11 protein-coding genes are annotated in these 17,518 nt (G+C 68.7%); 2 read left to right on the top strand and 9 right to left on the bottom strand.

What is annotated here, in order from left to right; genetic code table 11:
• Positions 1–296 precede the first annotated feature (296 nt).
• The 3 genes from OXG79_02585 to OXG79_02575 all read right to left on the bottom strand — a co-directional run bounded on the left by OXG79_02585 (position 297) and on the right by OXG79_02575 (position 4,620).
• Entirely contained in the window at positions 297–1,244 is a 948-nt protein-coding gene (locus tag OXG79_02585) for a dihydrodipicolinate synthase family protein (GenBank protein MCY3782653.1), read from the bottom strand.
• Positions 1,245–1,284: 40 nt separating this feature from the next.
• Positions 1,285–2,214: a dihydrodipicolinate synthase family protein gene (locus OXG79_02580; GenBank protein ID MCY3782652.1), complete on the bottom strand. Its 930-nt coding sequence runs from the start codon at positions 2,212–2,214 to the stop codon at positions 1,285–1,287.
• Between the two features lie 231 nt (positions 2,215–2,445).
• Complete coding sequence (locus OXG79_02575; protein MCY3782651.1) at positions 2,446–4,620, bottom strand: DNA translocase FtsK; 2,175 nt, start codon at positions 4,618–4,620, stop codon at positions 2,446–2,448.
• 418 nt (positions 4,621–5,038) lie between these two features.
• Here OXG79_02575 and OXG79_02570 point away from each other — a divergent pair, with 418 nt between their 5' ends.
• Together OXG79_02570 and OXG79_02565 are read left to right on the top strand one after the other, a co-directional pair.
• Positions 5,039–7,492, top strand: coding sequence for a hypothetical protein (locus tag OXG79_02570; protein ID MCY3782650.1), 2,454 nt, complete (start codon positions 5,039–5,041; stop codon positions 7,490–7,492).
• Between the two features lie 72 nt (positions 7,493–7,564).
• Positions 7,565–9,997, top strand: coding sequence for a hypothetical protein (locus OXG79_02565; GenBank protein MCY3782649.1), 2,433 nt, complete (start codon positions 7,565–7,567; stop codon positions 9,995–9,997).
• A 41-nt stretch (positions 9,998–10,038) separates the two neighbouring features.
• Here OXG79_02565 and OXG79_02560 read toward each other — a convergent pair whose 3' ends face one another.
• From OXG79_02560 to OXG79_02535, 6 genes are all read right to left on the bottom strand, one after another.
• Positions 10,039–11,697 (bottom strand): ribonuclease J, encoded by a 1,659-nt coding sequence (locus OXG79_02560; protein ID MCY3782648.1) that lies wholly within the window; start codon positions 11,695–11,697, stop codon positions 10,039–10,041.
• Between the two features lie 121 nt (positions 11,698–11,818).
• The gene (locus OXG79_02555; GenBank protein MCY3782647.1) at positions 11,819–12,442 is read right to left on the bottom strand and encodes a uracil-DNA glycosylase; all 624 of its coding nucleotides are present in this window, start codon (positions 12,440–12,442) and stop codon (positions 11,819–11,821) included.
• Positions 12,443–13,357 carry a 4-hydroxy-tetrahydrodipicolinate synthase gene (gene dapA / locus OXG79_02550; protein ID MCY3782646.1) on the bottom strand — a complete coding sequence of 305 codons (915 nt, stop codon included), beginning with the start codon at positions 13,355–13,357 and terminating at the stop codon, positions 12,443–12,445. It abuts the gene before it with no gap.
• 105 nt (positions 13,358–13,462) lie between these two features.
• Complete coding sequence (locus OXG79_02545; GenBank protein MCY3782645.1) at positions 13,463–14,503, bottom strand: aspartate-semialdehyde dehydrogenase; 1,041 nt, start codon at positions 14,501–14,503, stop codon at positions 13,463–13,465.
• Complete coding sequence (gene dapB / locus OXG79_02540) at positions 14,503–15,285, bottom strand: 4-hydroxy-tetrahydrodipicolinate reductase (GenBank protein ID MCY3782644.1); 783 nt, start codon at positions 15,283–15,285, stop codon at positions 14,503–14,505. Before dapB ends, OXG79_02545 begins: the two co-directional genes overlap by 1 nt.
• 9 nt (positions 15,286–15,294) lie before the next feature.
• Complete coding sequence (locus OXG79_02535) at positions 15,295–17,517, bottom strand: polyribonucleotide nucleotidyltransferase (GenBank protein ID MCY3782643.1); 2,223 nt, start codon at positions 17,515–17,517, stop codon at positions 15,295–15,297.
• Between the last annotated feature and the right edge of the window lies 1 nt (position 17,518).

The raw sequence follows: 17,518 nt of genomic DNA, 5'->3' as shown, positions 1-17,518 counted from the left end.
CTCGAACCGCTCGCGGCTTGACACCTTAGGCACCTGGGGTGTCTTGTGGGCGCCCCCGGTCGCTACGCCCCTACGCCGGCACCGCCTCTCGCTACCGCGCCCCCAATCCGTCATTCCCACGAAGGCGGGAATCCACCCATCATTGAACCTGGGGGCGTATGGGGTTCGCCCAGTCATTCCCAAGCGTGGCCGAGTCTTGCAAAGGTCTCCGAACGCGGGAATCCACGCGGAGAATCGTGGAGGCGCGTTCCGCGTCTGGTGTAGAGGCGAGTTACAAATCCGCCCCTACGAGGCTCCTACGCCGGCACCGCCTCGCGCTGCCGCGCCAAAATTTCGCGAATCTCCGCGTGCGTTTCGGGCGTTGCTGCGGCGTCCCGCGACGGCAACCGCGACCCCCCGGCCTGCAGGCCCATCGCCGCCATCCACGGCTTCACGAACACGCCCTCACCCGCCGTCTGCGCGCCGATCCGGCCGATGATCTCGCCGTACGGAACCATGAAGTCGTCGAACACGCGCTGCGCCTCCTCGTAGCGGCGCTCCTGCATCAGGTCGCACACGTGCCACGAGTGCTGCGGCAGGAAGTTCGGCACGTGACTGATCCACGCGCGACAGCCCAGGATGTGGCCCAACACCACCAGCGGCGAGTTGTCCACCACCGCCGCCAGCGGTAGGAACCGCCGCAACCCGTCGAGGTGGCTGCCCATGTCCGGCGAGCCCCACTTCACCGCAATCGTGTTGGGCAGCTCCACCAGCCGCGCCATCAAGTCCACCGGCACGTCGTATTTGGATCCGCTGTACCAATGGCTATACGCCGCGAAGCCGACGTCGGTGTGCCGCGCCACTTCCTCGTGCCAGACCACGGCGTCCTCGGGCGTCACCGTGTAGTAGTACGCCGCGCTGATCTGCGCCGCATCCACGCCCAAGTCCTCGCAGAACTGGCACAGCTCGATCACGACGCGGATGTCGGTGCTCTGCACGCCGGCCATCACCGGGACCCGTCCCCCGCTGACCTCCACGATGGTTCGGATTACCTGGCGCCGCTCCTCCGTGCTCAGCACGGTGAAGTCGCCGCCGGACCCCGCGGCCAGGAATACGGTGTTCCCTTGCCGCGCGCCCTGGTCGATCATCCACTGCACGTTGGACGCCAGGCCGTCGAGATCGACCGCGCCGTCGTCGGTGAAGATCGTCGCAATCGGCACCACCACGCCCTGCAGCCGTGCCTTGGCCTCGTCGATGGTCAGCATGGGCACACCTCCCGTTGCCACGATGATGTCGGATGCCGCCTCACGCCACCGGCCATCCGAAGCCGCGCACGATCTCGCGGAGCTCGTCGAGCTCTTGATCGTTGAGGGGCTTGGACGGCGGCCGCGAGGCCCCCATCGGGCGGCCCATCACCGCGGTCAACCCCTTCTTCACCCGTCCCTGCCCGCCCGACCGCTGGTCCATGCGCTCGGCGAACAGGCGCAGCGGCTCGTTCACAGACTCGAACAGCGTCTCCGCCTCGTCGTACTGCTTCGCTTCCATGAGCTCCCACACGCGCAGGTCGTGCGCCGGGTGAATATCCGACGTGAGGTTGATATAGCCCCGCCCGCCGAGCTGGTGACAGCGGATCGGCCCGCCGCCGTTGTCGATCACGCTCACCCGGTCCGTGAAGCGGGCCATCTCGTCGTAGTCGACATCCGCCGGGGCCGCCCACTTGATGCTCACCACCTGGTCGATGTCCGCGATGGTGTCCAGCGTGTCCACTTCCATCCGACCGCCGGGCAGCCAGTGGGTGTGATAGACCATGATGCCGATGTCGATGGCGTCCGACAGGTCGCTGAAGTAGTCGATCGCGTCGCCCTGGCTCGGCAGATTGAAGACCGGCGGACACACTTGGAGCGCCATGGCCCCCAGGTCCTGCGCGCGCTTCGCGTCCTCGATCGTGCGCTTGGTGTCCTTGTAGTGGAGCCCGCACACGATCGCCGCGCGGTCATCGGCCGCCTGCACCACGGTGCGCAAGAGCGCGGGCCACTCCTCATCGCTCAGCATCGGGCCTTCGCCCATGGCCGCCGCCACCTTGATCACGGCAGCGCCCTTCACAAGGCCCTGCTCCACCCACCACTGGGTGATCGCGTGCATGCAGCCGTGATCGACCTCGAAGTCATCGTCGAACGGCGTGGGGACCGTCGCAATCGGCCCCTGGATCAGTTCCCGAAGTTCGTCACGCGTCATCGGCAGAGCCTCCACCCGCTTGCGGCGCCGCTGTATGTCGCCCGCGCCCGGCGCTTTCGTCGCTTATAGCCGGGCCGGGCGTCAGCGTCAATGCGCCGGGTCCTTATTTCCTGGCTGGAACCTCTGCGCAGCTTCTCCGTCATTCCGGCGGAAGCCGGAATCCAGGCCGCTCGGACCCGAAGGCGTGCACTGTGCCTGGAATGGGCAGTTGGCGAAACGCCTCTGCGGGCGCTAGACCGTCTCGCTGCGCTGCAGCACCTGGCGCCGCGCCGATTGCGGTTCCGGCGGCCCCACGAAGCCCTCGGCCTCCAGCTGCATGGCCAGCTTCTGCGCCTTGGACCGTCCGATCCGCAGCTCACGGCTGAGCAGGTCGGGCGTGATGCTCTCGTGCCGCATCACGAGTTCCGTTGCGGACACGTACAGCTCGTCTTCCTCCGAGTCGCCCTCTTCGATGGCGTCCCGCAGGTCCTCGGTCGTCAGCGTCTGCGGCTCGCCCTGCTCGCGCCAGTGGTCGACCACCGCATTAATCTCCGCGTCGTCGGTATAGACCCCCTGCACGCGGATCGGCTTGCCGCCTTCGGGTGGCGCGAACAGCATGTCGCCGCGGCCGATCAACCGCTCCGCGCCGGCCCCGTCCAGGATCGTGCGCGAGTCGGCCTGGCTGCTGACCATGAACGAGATGCGCGTTGGGAAATTGGCCTTGATCAAGCCCGTCACCACGTCCACCGACGGCCGCTGCGTCGAGACCACCAGGTGGATGCCCGTGGCGCGCGCCAGCTGCGCCAGTCGCGCCAACAGGCGCTCGACGTCGCCCGGCGCGGTCATCATCAGGTCCGCCAGCTCGTCGATGACCGTGACGAGGTAGGGCAGCGGCTTGCCGTCGGTGGCCTCGGTCGGATTTGCGTTATATCCCTTGATGTTTCGCACGCCGGCCTTGTTGAAGACGCGGTAGCGCCGGGCCATCTCGCGGCTGACCCACGTGAGCACCGGCACCGCGTCGTCGATGTCCGTCACGACGGGCATGCGCAGATGGGGCACGCCGTCGAAGGTCACGAGCTCGACCATCTTGGGGTCGATCAGCACCAGGTGCAGCTCGTCCGGCGTGGTCTGGCACAGCAAGCCCGTGATCAGCGACGTGAGGCACACGGACTTCCCGGCGCCGGTGGACCCTGCAATCAGCAGGTGCGGCATCGCCGTCAGGTCGACTACCTGCACCATGCCGGCCACGTCCTTGCCCAGCGCCAGCTTGAGGTTGGAGCGCGACCCCACCCACGCCTCGGACTCCATGACCTCGCGCACGCTGACGACCAACGGCTCGTCGTTCGGCAGCTCGATGCCCAGATAGGGCCGCCCCGGCACCGGCGCCTCAATGCGCAGGCTGCGCGCGGCCAGTTTCAGCGCCAGGTCGTTGGCCAGCGCGGTGATGCGCGCCACCTTGACGCCCGTGCCCGGCCGCACCAGGTATTGGGTCACCACCGGACCCGGAATCGCCTCCGGCACGCTGGCCTCGATGTTGAAGGAGGCCAACGTATCCACGATCACCTGGGCCTTCGACCGGATCTCGGCGTCGGGCACGTCGGTCGCCGGCGGCGTCGGTTGCATCAGGTCCATCGACGGCAGCGTCCACGGGCCCTCGTCGTCGTCCTCGGTGGCCGGGGCCGTCGCCACGGTCGGCGCGGTGCGGATCAGCGGGCCCTGCTCCCAATCTTCGGGTTTCGACGAGCCGTTGACCACTTCGGGCGAGTCGACCGCCGGTTCCGGCGCTTCCGACGCCCGGCGCGACTTATCCGCGGATTGCGGCCGGAAGATCGGACCAAGGCGGCGTTTGGCGGCGGATGCCGTCGCGGCAACGATTCGTGCCAGGTACACGGCCCCGTCGATGAGCAACCGCCCCGTTAGCCGCGTCGTCGCCGCGCCGCGCGCCGAGGCCAGCAGGGCGTAGCCGACCGCCGCCACGGTCGCAAGGGCCAGCAGCGCGTAGGCCGGCGCCCCGCCCACGCTCGCCGCGAGCCCGTGGCCGATAAACCGGCCAATCCAGCCGCCGCTGTCAGCCGCCAGCGCGTCTTCCGGGGCCGCCAGACCGACCAGGGCGGCCAGCCCCAGCACGAACGCCACCGCCGCGGCCACGTGCCCCGGCCCGACGATCGATCGCCTCCGCACGCCGCTCAGCAGCAGCGCGGGTCCAACCAGGATGCATGCGATCGCGGCGATCGACGCCGCGCGGCCGAAGACCTCGATGTAGGCGGCGCCGCTCGCCGCGACGACAAACCCATCCCGGCTGAAGAGACCGATGAAGGCGGTCAGGCCAAGCGCGCTGAGAACGATTCCGACCAGCCCCAGCAGGTCCCAGCGTTCCATTCGGGGGGATTGCGGCGCTGGGGTCGCTGCCCGGCGCGTTTTGGCCACGAGGCACTCCTTGCCGGCGCGGCATGACACGCACCGGCTTTAGACCTCAGTGACGATCGGCACGCTCGCCGGCCGCCGCCGGGTCTGGTGGAACTAGTGCCTCCCGAGCGAGTTCCGAATCTCAATTGGCGGGCCGGCTCCGCGCCCTGGCTGGAAAAGCCTCGGCTTCGGCGCGTCGACAACCCTCCACAGATGATATCTGGCCCGCCCGAGGATTTTCTAGTGGGACTGGGGCAATTCCAAGATGCTTGCGATCCGGGGCGTTGTTGCGTGGCACGTTCCCCGCGGCGACCGGGTGACAGCATTCATTTGTGTGCATAGGGGTCAAAAGTACCTATGCTCGGCCAACAATCTGCGAATAGAGCAGGGGAGCGCTATCAACGCGAGGACGATCGTAGACGCCTTGCGCCCCAGACCGGTGATCAGGATCCATTGCTGGACCCGTCGCGGTGCGGGCCGCGGGCGCGCCGCCGGGTGGCTGGCCGGCGCGGCGATGCTCGCGGCGGCGTTGAGCGTCGGTGCGCCCGAAGCTGGCGCCGCCGGGCCGGCCACCCCGATCAACGCCGGCGTCTTCTTCGCGTCGGACCCGGCAGACGAGTCCGCGCTCGGGTTTTCGGTCACCGACGACCGGGGCATGCGCCTCTGGTCGGGGTGGCAGGGCCTCGGTGGGGAGCACACCCTTGGGGCGCCGGTCTCGCGCCGCTTCCTGCTCGACGGCTGGGTGCGACAGGTGTTCGAGCGGGGCCTCGTGCGCGCGGATCACGCGCGGGGCGCGTCAATCGTGAACGTGCTGGACTTCCTGTCCGCGCGCGGGCACGACGCCCAGTTGCTGGAGGACTTTGGCATCCCGGCGTCGGCCGATTGGTCGGCCGACGAGGGGCAAAGCTGGGATGACATTCGGGAGCGCCACCTGGCGCTGCTGAATGGGCCGGAGCCGTGGCGGGTGGCGCTGCGGACCGCATTTCGCACGGCCCGTGAGCCGCTGGCGAACAACGATGCCGCGCTTGCGCTGTACGGGTTGCCGCTGGCGGTGGCGCAGACCGAGATGGGCTACGCGCTGCGGACCCAGCGGGCGGCGTGGGTCTACGACCCCGGCACGGATGCCACGCCTCGGCGGATTTCGGTGCTCGAGATGCTGCGGGCCGTGGAGCTGATCCCGGACCACGCCACCGTGCCGCATCGCGCCGATCAGCGGCCGCACCTCCAGCCGCCGCGCCCGGTCAGCGCGGTGCACTTCTTCGACTGGTGGAGACCGGACTACCTGCCGACGGACTACTTCACCCACGGGCTGAGTTGGGAGCGGGTTGGCCTCACGCGCGAGGAGATCGGGTCGTCGGCCTACTACGACGTGAATTTCAGGCTGATCCGCGACCTCGGTGTCGACGGGGTCATGTGGGAGTGGTACGAGAACGTGGGCCTGACGCCGAAGCCCGTCGTGCTCGACTCCCTGCGACGCCACGACTTGAAAATCGGTCTGTTCTACGACTGGGAGGTTGTGCATGCCGGCAGCCAGCCGGTGCTCAGCGAAGAGGCCTACATCGCGGCCGACGAGGCCAGCGTCAGCAAGATCGCGGACGAGGTGATCGCCTTCTACCAGGTCATTCCGCCGGACCTGTGGCTCTACGACGCGGACGGGCGACTCCCGGTGATCGTCTACGCCTTCGGCTTTCCGGAAGTGCTCGACGACGTGGACGCGTGGACCTGGTTCTTCACCGAGCTTGCGAGCAGGGTCGAGACCGCGCTGGAGGTCGATGTGATTTTCGATTGGACGGCCGAGTCGCGGGTTCAGGCCTTGGCATTCGAACGCTGGCCGGACGACTACGCGTCGTTCAATTTCGTGGTCGACGCGCCGCAGTGGCAATTCGGGCATCACGTCGTCACCTGGAACTACATCTTCGACAATCGCGGCGGTGCGCGCGGCAGGCTGCTGCGCGTGATCCGCGACGACAACCGCTACCTCCAGGAGACCGCCTGGCTGGCCGCGCACACGAACCCAAGCCTGGTCTTCATCTATAGCTGGAACGAGTTTTGGGAAGGCTCGCACCTCTTCCCGGACGATACCTACGAGTGGCGGCGCTACGAGCTGGCGCAGGCGCAGCTGGCAGAGCTGGCCGAGACGCGGGCCGACGATCTGCCGCGCGCCGTCATCATTGGAGACGCGGCGGATGCCTACCCACAGGGGACCAACGGCCTGTTCGAGAGCCAGCGCCTGCTGCTGCGCCACCTGTTGCGGCGCTACGTGCCTCAGGCCGACTTCATGACGCCTGCGCAGGTATCCGAGGACGAATTGGCCGGCTATGACTTAATCGTGAGCCTGACCACCGATCGGGCGGTTGATGCCGCGCTGGCCGAGCTTCCCGAATCGGTCCAGATCGTGTACTGGAACGCCACGGACCTGAGCACGGATCTGGCGCAACGCTTCGCGCAGTCGGCGGAGGAAGACCGGCCCCACGGCCAATTCCCGCTCCTCGATGACGACGGCCAGGCGACCGACGAGACGATCAATCTGGGTGGCGACGTCTGGCTGGCGACGCCTGCGGTCGGGGCTGAGGTTGCCTTGGCATTCGAGTTCGAGGGTGAGTCGTATCCGCTCGTGGTGCGGGCGGACAACGACCATTGGATCAACGTCTACGGGCCCACCGAGGCCGCCATGGTCGCCGCTTTCGAGACGGTCTATGGGCGGGAGCTCGAGCTCGCCATCACCTTCGCGCTCGGTCACCGCATCCAGCGGCTGGAGGTCTATCCCGATGGCCGCGTCGTGCAGAACACCTTCAGCGCCCCGGCCGTGTTCCTGCACGAACCCCTCGCAATCCCGGACTTCGAACCGGTTCCTCCGCGGGACGTCCCGGCCGACGTGGCGGTTCCGGCGTGAGGATGCCGTGCGAAGCGTCCGCGCCGACACGCGGCGCGCCGGGAAACGCTCGGCCGAGCGTTGCCTAGGCGAATGCCGGCTCCGAGGACCCGCCTGCCGAGCGGCGGGCGCGCCGGCGCGCGTTTCGTGTGCCTGGTCGTGCTCCTGGCCGTGCTTGTCGCCGTTCCACGCGCCGCCCAGGCGCAGGGCACGGCGGTACCAGGAGGATTCGGCGCCTTCTTCGCGTCGGACGCGGCGGACGAGACCGCTCTCGGCTTCTCCGTTACCGACGACCGGGGCATGCGCCTCTGGTCGGGCTGGCGGGACCTCGGCGGGGAGGACACCCTCGGGGCGCCGGTGTCGCGCCGCTTCCTGCTCGACGGCTGGGTGCGGCAAGTGTTCGAGCGCGGCCTGTTGCGCGCGGATCCCACCCGGGGCGCATCGATCGTTAATGTGATGGACTTCCTGTCCGCGCGGGGGCATGACGCCCAATTGCTGGAGGACTTTGGGATCCCGGCGCCGGCCGACTGGTCGGCCGACGAGGGACTGACCTGGGACGAGGTCCGGAACCGGCATCTGGCGCTGCTGGAGGGGGCGGAACCGTGGCGCGTGGCGCTGCGGGCGGCCTACCACACGGCGGCGGAAACCCTGGAGAGTGACGACGCGGCCATCGCGCTGTACGGATGGCCGATGGCGGTGGCGCGAACGCACGCGGGCTACGCGTTGCGGACCCAGCGGGGGGCGTGGGTCTACGATCCCGCCGCGCACGCCGCGCCGCGGCGGATTTCCGTGCTCGAGATGCTGCAGGCCGCGGAGCTGATCCCGGCCCACGCCACCGTGCCCCACCGCGCCGACCAGCGTCCGCACCTCCAGCCGCCGCGCCCCGTCAGCGCCGTGCACTTCTTCGACTGGTGGGACCAGAGCTTCCTCCCGACGGAGTACTTCACCCACGGGCTGAGCTGGGAGCGGGTTGGATTGACGCGGGAGGAGGTGGGATCGGCGGCGTACTACGACGTGAACTTCGAGCTGATCCGCGATCTGGGCGTCGATGGCATCGTCTGGGAGTGGTATCTGACGGGCGCCAACCTCCTGGAACCGTCGTCCGTCGCGATCGATTCCCTCAGGCGTCATGACCTGAAGATCGGGCTGTTCTACGACTGGGAGGTGCTGTTCAGCGGCGCGCGGGCAGTTCTGAGTGATCGTGCCTATATCGCGGCCGACGAGGCCAGCGTCAGCAAGATCGCGGACGAGGTCATCGCCTTCTACCAGGGAATACCGTCGGACCTGTGGCTATTCGACGCGTTCGGACGGCTTCCCGTGGTCGTTTACGCCTACGGCTTCCCCGAAGCGCTCGATGACGTGGACGCGTGGACCTGGTTCTTCGCCGAGATCGCCGGACGCGTCGAGAAGGCCTTGGACGTCGACATGATCTTCGATTGGTCGGCCTCGACAAGGGTCCACGCCTTCGCGTTCGAACGCTGGCCGGACGACTACGCGCCATTCAATTTCGTGGTGGACGTGCCCCAGTGGCAATTCGGGCATCACGTGGTGACCTGGAACTACATCTTCGACAACCGCGGCGTCGCCGAGCGCGACGGGACCCTGCGCGTGATTCGCGACGACAACCGCTATCTGCAGGAGACCGCCTGGCTGGCCGCGCACAGCAACCCGGGCCTGATATTCATCTACAGCTGGAACGAATTCTGGGAGGGCTCGCACCTTTTCCCGGACGACACCTATGAATGGCGGCGCTACGAGCTGGCGCAGGCGCAGCTGGCCGAGCTGACCGAGACGCGAGCCGACGATCTGCCGCGCGCGGTCATCCTCGGGGATCCGGCCGACGCGTATCCGGCCGGCACGAACGACCTGTTCGAGAGTCAGCGCCTGCTGCTGCGGCACTACCTGCGGCGCTACGTGCCCCAGGCCGACTTCATGACCCCCGATCAGGCCACGGCGGACGCGCTTGCCGGCTATGACCTCGTGGTGAGCCTGACCACCGATAGAGCGGTTGATCCCGTGCTGGCCGCGCTGCCCGAATCGGTCCAGATCGTGTACTGGAATGCCAATGACCTGAGCACGGAAATGGCCCGGCGCTTCGCGCAGGCGGCGGATGCGGAGCGGCCCGCGGGCGAATTCCACCTTCTCGACGCCGACGGCGAGGCGACCGACGAGACGATCACCGTGGGCCGCGACGTCTGGCTGGTGACGCCTGCCGACGGAGCGCAGACCGCGTTGGCTTTCGCCGTCGAAGGTGAGTCCTTTCCGCTCGTGGTGCGGGCCGGCAACGACCACTGGATCAACGTCTACCGGCCCACCGAGGCCGCCATGGTCGCGGCGTTCGAGACCGTCTATGGGCGGGAGCTCGAGCTTGCCATCACCTTCGGGCACGGCCATCGCGTCCAGCGGCTCGAAATTTACCCCGACGGCCGGGTGGTGCAGAACACCTTTAGCGCCCCGGCGGTGTACTTGCACGAACCCCTCGCTGTGCCCGACTTCGAGCCGGCGCCGCCGCAAGGGATTCCGTAGAGACCCTTCCGGACCGGCTGCCCCAGAGCCGATTCCCGGCGCTAGACCTCCGTCACGATCGGCAGGATCACCGGCCGCCGCCGGGTTTTCTGGTAGAGGTGTCGGCCGAGTGAGCTGCGAATCTTGCCTTGCAGGTAGTCGACTTCCGGATCCGGGTGGTCGCCGCGATTGATCGTCTGGCGCACGTGCTCCCGCGCCCGCTCCAGCAAGTCTTCGGACTCGGGCGCGTAGACGAACCCGCGCGAGATGATCTCCGGCGTGCCCACGGACTTGCCGGTGTGGTGGTCCACGGCCGCCACGACCACCACCACGCCGTCCTCGGCCAGGTGCCGCCGGTCGCGCAGCACGGTCTCGCCCACGTCGCCCACGCCCAGGCCGTCCACGAACACCATGCCGGCCTCCACGTAGTCGGTGATCGCGGCGCGGTCGCGCGTCACCTCGATCACCGCGCCGTTCTCGGCCATCAGGATGTCGTCCCGACCCACCCCCACCGACTCCGCCAGCCGCCGGTGCTCCACTAGGTGCCGGTATTCGCCGTGCACCGGCATGAAGAAGCGTGGCCGCAGCGTCGTGAGCACCAGCTTGAGCTCCTCCTGGCTGGCGTGGCCGGAGACGTGCACCGGGCGCAGCTGCTCGTAGTAGACGGTGGCGCCGAGGTGCGCCAGCCGGTCGATGGTGTGGTTGACCTTCGCCTCGTTGCCGGGGATGGCGGCGGCCGAGACGATGATCGTGTCGTCGGGCGCGATGTCGATGTTCCGGTGGTCCCGGTTCGCCATGCGCACCAGCGCCGAGCGCGGCTCGCCCTGCGAGCCGGTGCAGACGATGGCGATGTCTTCGGCCCGGAAGTCGTCCAGGTCCTCCGCGGCCACGATCAGCCCCTCGGGCACGCGCACGTATCCCAGGTCGGCGGCCACCCGGTGCACGCGCTCCATTGACCGTCCGACCAGCGCCACCTTGCGTCCGTAGGCGATGGCCGCGTCGAACACCTGCTGCGCGCGCGAGACGAGCGACGAAAACGTCGCCACGATGATCCGCCCCGGCGCCTCGGCGAAGATCTGGTCGAAGGTCTCCGCCACCACCTGCTCCGACGGCGTATAGCCGGGACGATCCGCGTAGGTGCTGTCGGCCATCAGCAGCAGCACGCCGTCGCGCCCCAGCCGGCCCAGGGTCTGAACGTCCGGGGGGCGTCCGTCCACCGGCGTGTAGTCGAGCTTGAAATCGCCCGTGTGCACGATCGTGCCGATCGGCGTATGCACGGCAATGCCCGTGGCGTCGGGAATGCTGTGGCACATGTGGAAGAACTCGCAGCGAAACGGCCCGATCTCGACCACGTCGCCCGCTTCGACCACGTGGAACTCCTGGCCGTCAACCAGCCGCGCCTCGTCCAGCTTCACCTGCACCAGGCCCAGGGTGAGCGCCGTGCCATACAGCGGCAGCGGAAAGTCCCGCAGCGCAAAGGGCAGCGCCCCGATGTGGTCCTCGTGGCCATGGGTCAGCAGCACGGCGCGAAGCTTGTGTCGGATTTGGCGCAGATAGGCGAAGTCGGGAAGGATCAGGTCCACGCCCAGGTGCTCGGCGTCCGGAAACGTCAGCCCGCAGTCGATGATGACGGCGTCGTCGCCGAACTCGACGACGGTGCAGTTCTTGCCGATCTCTCCCACGCCGCCGATGGGCACGACGCGGACGGTGTCGGGGCGCAAGTCCTGCTGCAACGCGCCCGCTAGCTTCGCGGCGCCCGGCGAAGGGTGCCGATTCCGTCATTCCGGCGAAAACCGGAATCCAGACCCCAGCCACCCAGCTGCGGTTCAGGGTTTGCCACGATCATCCGAACATCGACAGCTGCTGGCTCTCCGGCTCGGCCGGCTCGGCCGCGGGCGCCGGACCTTCGAGCAGCTTCGGGATCAGCGCAAAGTCGCCCCGCAGCACGTCGCGCAGCCGCATTTGCCGCAGCGCCGCCGCCGGGTGATAGACGGGCAGAAACGTGCGCCCGTCGCGGCGGCGCGGCACCCCGCGCGCCCGCGAGATCTGCGCGTCGGAAAAGTGCGCCTGCAGCGCGTGCCGGCCCAGCAGCACGATCACCTTGGGGTCGATCAGCTCGATTTGCCGGTCCAGGTAAGGCCGGCAGGCCTCCGCCTCGTCCGGCGCCGGGTCGCGGTTCTCGGGGGGCCGGCACTTGAGCACGTTGGCGATGAAGACCTCGCGCCGCCGCAGGCCGATGCCCTCGATCAGCTCGTCCAGCAACTGCCCGGCGGCACCCACGAAGGGCCGCCCCTGCTGGTCTTCGTGATAGCCGGGGCCTTCGCCGATGAACATCACCGCCGCGTCGGCCGCGCCCTCGCCGGGCACGGCATTCGTGCGACCCCGCGCCAAGCGGCAGCGCGTACAGCCCTTGACGGCGTCGGCGAGCTCCGCCAGATCGCTGAAGGTGGGGAGGGCCTCCGCCACCTAGACGGCCACAGGCGTTCGCGTGAGGTAAGCGTCCAGCTCGTAGGCGTCCATCACCGCTCGCAGGGTGGCTTTCATGTCGTCGGGCAGATCGACCAGGGGGAGTCGAGGAACGCCGACGTCGAAGCCGCCCAACCCCAGCGCGGCCTTCACCGACACCGGATTGGGCCAGCCGGCCGGGAACAGGATTTGCGAGATGGGCAGCAGGTGCAGGTGCCGGGTGCGCGCGCCGTCGAGGTCGCCCGCGACGAACGCATCGATCATCGCCCGGATTTCGCCGCTCACCACGTGGCTGGCCACGCTCACCACGCCCACGCCGCCCAGCGCCATGATGAGATAGGTGTCCGCGTCGTTGCCGCTGTAGATGGCGAAATCATCCGGCGTCGAACGCGCAATGTGGCCGATCTGCTCGAAGTCCGCGCTCGCTTCCTTGATTCCGATGATGTTGTCGATGGCGCTCAGCTCAGCCACCGTCGCCGCCTCGAGGTTGCACGAGGTGCGCCCTGGGACGTTGTAGAGGATGTTGGGCAGCGGCGTGGACGCCGCAATGGCCTCGAAGTGGCGGAACAGACCCGGCTGCGGTGGCTTGTTGTAGTAGGGCGTCACCTGGAGCAGGCCGTCGACGCCCACGTCCGCCGCCGCGCGCGACAGGTGGATGCTCTCGCTGGTGTTGTAGCCGCCCGTGCCCGCGATCACGCGGGCGCGCCCGTCGGCGGTGCTCAGGGCTTCTCGGTAGAGCGACATGCGCTCGATTTCGGTCAGCACCGGCGACTCGCCGGTGGTGCCGGTGACCACGACGGCGTCGTTGCCGGCGTCGATCAGGCCGTCGACCATGCGACCGAAGGTGTCGTAGTCGACCGACCCGTCGTCGTGAAACGGCGTGACCACCGCAGTGATGAGCCGACCAAAGGTCAGCATGGCATTCCCCCCTGCGAGGCTGATTCACGCCTCAGGCGCGGTGCGCTCACCACGCCCACGACCCCGCCCGGAATTGTACCCGCGACGTGGGCTGTGTCTCCGCTACGCCGGCTGCGCCTGCTTCAGCCAGTGATTCGCGATGGCCGCTTCCGCGATCTGAATCGAGTTGGTCGCCGCGCCCTTGCGCAGGTTGTCCGACACCACCCAGAACACCAGGCCGTTCGGGTGGGACATGTCCTGGCGAATCCGGCCCACCCACGTCGTGTCGTTGCCCGCCGCGTCCGACGGCATGGGGTACTGGTCGCCCGCCAGATCGTCGACCACCTGGACTCCCGGCACGTCCTCCAGCATGGCGCGCGCCTCGGCGGCGTCGAAGGGCTCGCTGAACTCCGCGTGCACGGCCGCGGCGTGAGCCCGGAACACCGGAACCCGCACGCAGGTGGCCGAAACGGCCAGATCGGGAATGTGCATGATCTTTCGCGACTCCGCCCAGACCTTCCACTCCTCCTTCGAGTAGCCATCGTCGCGCGGCGAGTCGATGGACGGAATCAGGTTGGAGGCGATCACGTGCGGGAAGACATCCGGGTCGACCTCGGGCGTCTCGCCGCGGGCCTGAGCGGCCGTCTGTTCGGCCAGCTCTTCCATGGCCCGCCCGCCGGCCCCGGAGACCGACTGATAGGTGTCGGCGATGATGCGCCGCAGCGGGTTCACCGCGTGCAGCGGCGCCAGCACCTGCACGATCGGCGTCGTGGAGCAGTTGGGAATGGCCACGATGCCCTGGTGCCAGGCGATGTCCTCCGCGTTGACCTCGGGCACCACCAGCGGCACCGCGTCGTCATAGCGAAACGCCGAGCTGTCGTCGATGGCCAGCGCGCCGGACTTCGCCACGCGCGGGGCCTCGGCGCGGCTGATGTCGCCCGATGCTGAGATGAGCACGAAGTCGAGGCCCTCGTACACCGCGTCCTCGAGCGCCTCGACGGTGTGAGGCTTGCCGTTGAACTCGATCTGCCGCCCGCGGCTGCGCGGGCTGGCCCACAGCCGCAGCTCGCGCACCGGGAACTGGCGCTCCTCCATCACCTGCAAGAACTCGCGGCCCACGGCGCCCGTAGCGCCGATCACTCCCACCGCATATCCCGCTGACATTAGGCTTCTCCCTCGGAGCTTGCGAGCAAGTGCTCCAGGCCGATCACCAGGCCGCGTAGTCCGCGCACCCGCCGAACGGCCAGCAAAACGCCGGGCATGAACGACTCCCGGCTCGTCGAGTCGTGGCGGATCGTGAGCGTTTGCCCTTCCCCGCCGAAAATCACTTCCTGATGCGCTACCAGTCCCGGCAGCCGCACGCTGTGCACCCGCACGCCGTCGCGCACGCCCCCGCGCACGCCCTCGAGCGTGAAGGCCTCGGTGGCGGCGTCTTGGGCGGGCCGTCCGTCGCGTGCGCGCACGATCAGCTCCGCCGTGCGCGCCGCCGTTCCCGAGGGCGCGTCGCGCTTGCGGTCGTGGTGCAGCTCGATCACCTCGACGCTGTCGAGGTGCGGGGCTGCCATGGCGGCCATCTGCATCATCAGCACCGCGCCGATGGCGAAGTTAGGCGCGATGAACGCCCCAACGCCCGTGGCGTCCGCGCGTTGGCGGATGGCTCCAACCTGCTCCTCCGACATGCCGGTCGTTCCGATGACGGGCGACACGCCGGCGTCCAGCGCCTCCAGCGCATGGTCCGCCACGGCGTCCGCCACCGAGAAGTCCACCACGACCTCGGGCGAGGTCGCCTGAACGGCCGCCCCGAACTCCGTGAAGAACGGGGAGCTCCCGGGTGACGGCACCCGGTTGATCCGGGCGACGAGCTCGAGGTCGTCGGCGCCCTCCACGGCCGCCACGACCGCTTGGCCCATTTGGCCGCTGGAACCGAGCACGGCTACTCGAAGCATGGTGCGGTCCTAGTCGAACCTGCGACCGCCGCGCGGTGGGCGTCCGCGACGACCGCCGCCGCGCCCTCCCGGCCCGTTGCGGCGACCGCCGCCACGGGGACCGTCGCGCCCCGGCCGCGGCGGAGCCGTGGCCAGGGTCTCGGCGGGTGTCAGATCTTGCAGCACGGCGCGCCGCGACAGGTTGATGCGGCCCAGGTGATCGACCTCCACCACCATCACCATGATGTCGTCGCCTTCGGCCACGACGTCATTGACGGAACCCACCGGCTCTTCGGCCAGCTCATTGATGGGCACGAGGCCTTCCTTGCCGGGCACGATCTCGACGAACGCGCCAAAGTTCATGATACGCGTCACTTTGCCCAGAACCGTGCGGCCAATCTCGACCTCGCCCGTCAGGTCCTTGATCATCTGGACGGCGCGATCGGTGCCCTCGCGGGTGGCCCCGCCGACGGTCACCGTGCCGTCCTCCTCGATGTCGATGCTGGCGCCCGTCTCGGCCTCCAGGCGGCGGATCATCTTGCCGCCCGGCCCGATCACCGCGCCGATGCTGTCAGGCGAGATCGAGACCTGCGTGATCTTGGGCGCGAACTCGCCCACGTCGTCGCGCGGTTCGGCAATGCTCACCCGCATCACATCCAGGATTTGCAGCCGGGCTTCGCGGGCGCGCTGCACCGCCGCCTCGATCATCTCGGGCGTCAGATGCTTGATCTTGATGTCGACCTGGACGGCGGTGACGCCCTCGGCCGTGCCCGCCACCTTGAAGTCCATGTCGCCGAAGTGATCCTCGGCGCCCTGGATGTCGGTGAGGGCCACAAACTTGCCGTCGTCCCCGGCGATCAGGCCGATGGAGATTCCGGCGACGGGCGCCTTGAGCGGAACTCCCGCGTCCATCAGGCTCAGCGTGCTGCCGCAGGTCGACGCCATCGACGTGGACCCGTTGGATGACAGCACCTCCGACACCACGCGGATCGTGTAGGGGAAGTCCTTCAAGTCCGGCAGCACCGGTGCAATGGCGCGCTCGGCGAGGGCGCCGTGGCCGACTTCGCGGCGCTTCGGCGACCCCAGCCGGCCGGTCTCGCCGCTGGCATACGGCGGCATGTTGTAGTGATGGATGTAGCGCTTCGGCTGCACCATGGCTTCCAGGTCGCTCAGCCCGATGCGCTGCACGTCGCGCGGGGTGCCCAGCGTGGTCACCGCCAGCACCTGCGTCTCGCCGCGCTGAAACAGGCCGGTGCCGTGGATGCGCGGCAGCACGCCCACGCGCGCCGAGAGCTTGCGCAGCGAGGACTCATCGCGTCCGTCCGGGCGAATGCCCTCATTCAGAATCAGCGCGCGCACGGCATCCGCCTCCACGTCGTGCAAGGCATCGTCGATCCGCGCGGCCTCGTGCTCGTCCCCAAGCTCCGCCTCCGCGTCAGCGGCGACGGCTCCAAGCAGCGCCTTGCGCTCCGCCCGATCCATCACCCGCGCCGCATCCTGAATCCTCGACCCGTAGCGCTCGCGGACCGCGTCGACCAGCTCGTCGGCGGGCTTGATGATGTCCACCTCACGCGCCGGCTTGCCGGCCAGTTCCTGTAGTTGCCGCTGGATGTCGATCAGACCCTGGATCTGCTCTTGCCCCCAGTTGATCGCGCGCACGACGGTGTCGTCGGGCACGACCTGGGCGCCGGCCTCGAGCATCACCACGCCCTCGCGCGTGCCGGCCACGACCAAATCGAGCGTTGGTTCTCCGCCCTCGGGGTCGGCGGGCGCATTGGCCACGAACTCGTCGCCGTCCAGGCCCACCCGCAGGGCGCCCACGGGGCCCTCGAAGGGGAGCCCGGTCAGCATCAACGCGGCCGAGGCGGCCACGATGCCCATCACGTCGGGCTCGTTTTCCCCGTCGTGGGTCAGCAGCGTCAGGACGATCTGCGTGTCATTGCGCATGCCGTCGGGGAACAGCGGCCGGATGCAGCGGTCGGCCAGCCGACCGGCCAGGATGCCCGACAGCGGCGGACGGCCCTCGCGGCGCAGCACGCTGCCTGGAATGCGGCCGATCGAATAGGCCCGCTCCTCGAACTCGACTTGGAGCGGAAAGAAATCCAGCCCCTGACGCGGGCTGGACGCGACCACCGTGGCCAGCAGGGTCGTGTCGCCGTAGCGCGCCACGACCGCGCCGTCCGCCTGACCGGCCAATTCGCCGGTCTCCAGGCTGAAGGTTCGCCCTCCCAGCTCGGTTTCAACTCTGTGCATA

The organism is Chloroflexota bacterium (assembly GCA_026706485.1).
Taxonomy (GTDB): Bacteria; Chloroflexota; UBA11872; order UBA11872; family UBA11872; genus JAJECS01.
This window is presented reverse-complemented; position numbering and strand designations above follow the sequence as displayed.

Bases quoted from the DNA above. Each gene is read 5' to 3' on its own strand.
- OXG79_02580 (MCY3782652.1), bottom strand. From the start codon at position 2,214: ATGACGCGTGACGAACTTCGGGAACTGATCCAGGGGCCGATTGCGACG.
- OXG79_02545 (MCY3782645.1), bottom strand. From the start codon at position 14,503: ATGTCAGCGGGATATGCGGTGGGAGTGATCGGCGCTACGGGCGCCGTG.
- OXG79_02565 (MCY3782649.1), top strand. From the start codon at position 7,565: ATGCCGGCTCCGAGGACCCGCCTGCCGAGCGGCGGGCGCGCCGGCGCG.
- OXG79_02585 (MCY3782653.1), bottom strand. From the start codon at position 1,244: ATGCTGACCATCGACGAGGCCAAGGCACGGCTGCAGGGCGTGGTGGTG.
- OXG79_02535 (MCY3782643.1), bottom strand. From the start codon at position 17,517: ATGCACAGAGTTGAAACCGAGCTGGGAGGGCGAACCTTCAGCCTGGAG.
- dapB (MCY3782644.1), bottom strand. From the start codon at position 15,285: ATGCTTCGAGTAGCCGTGCTCGGTTCCAGCGGCCAAATGGGCCAAGCG.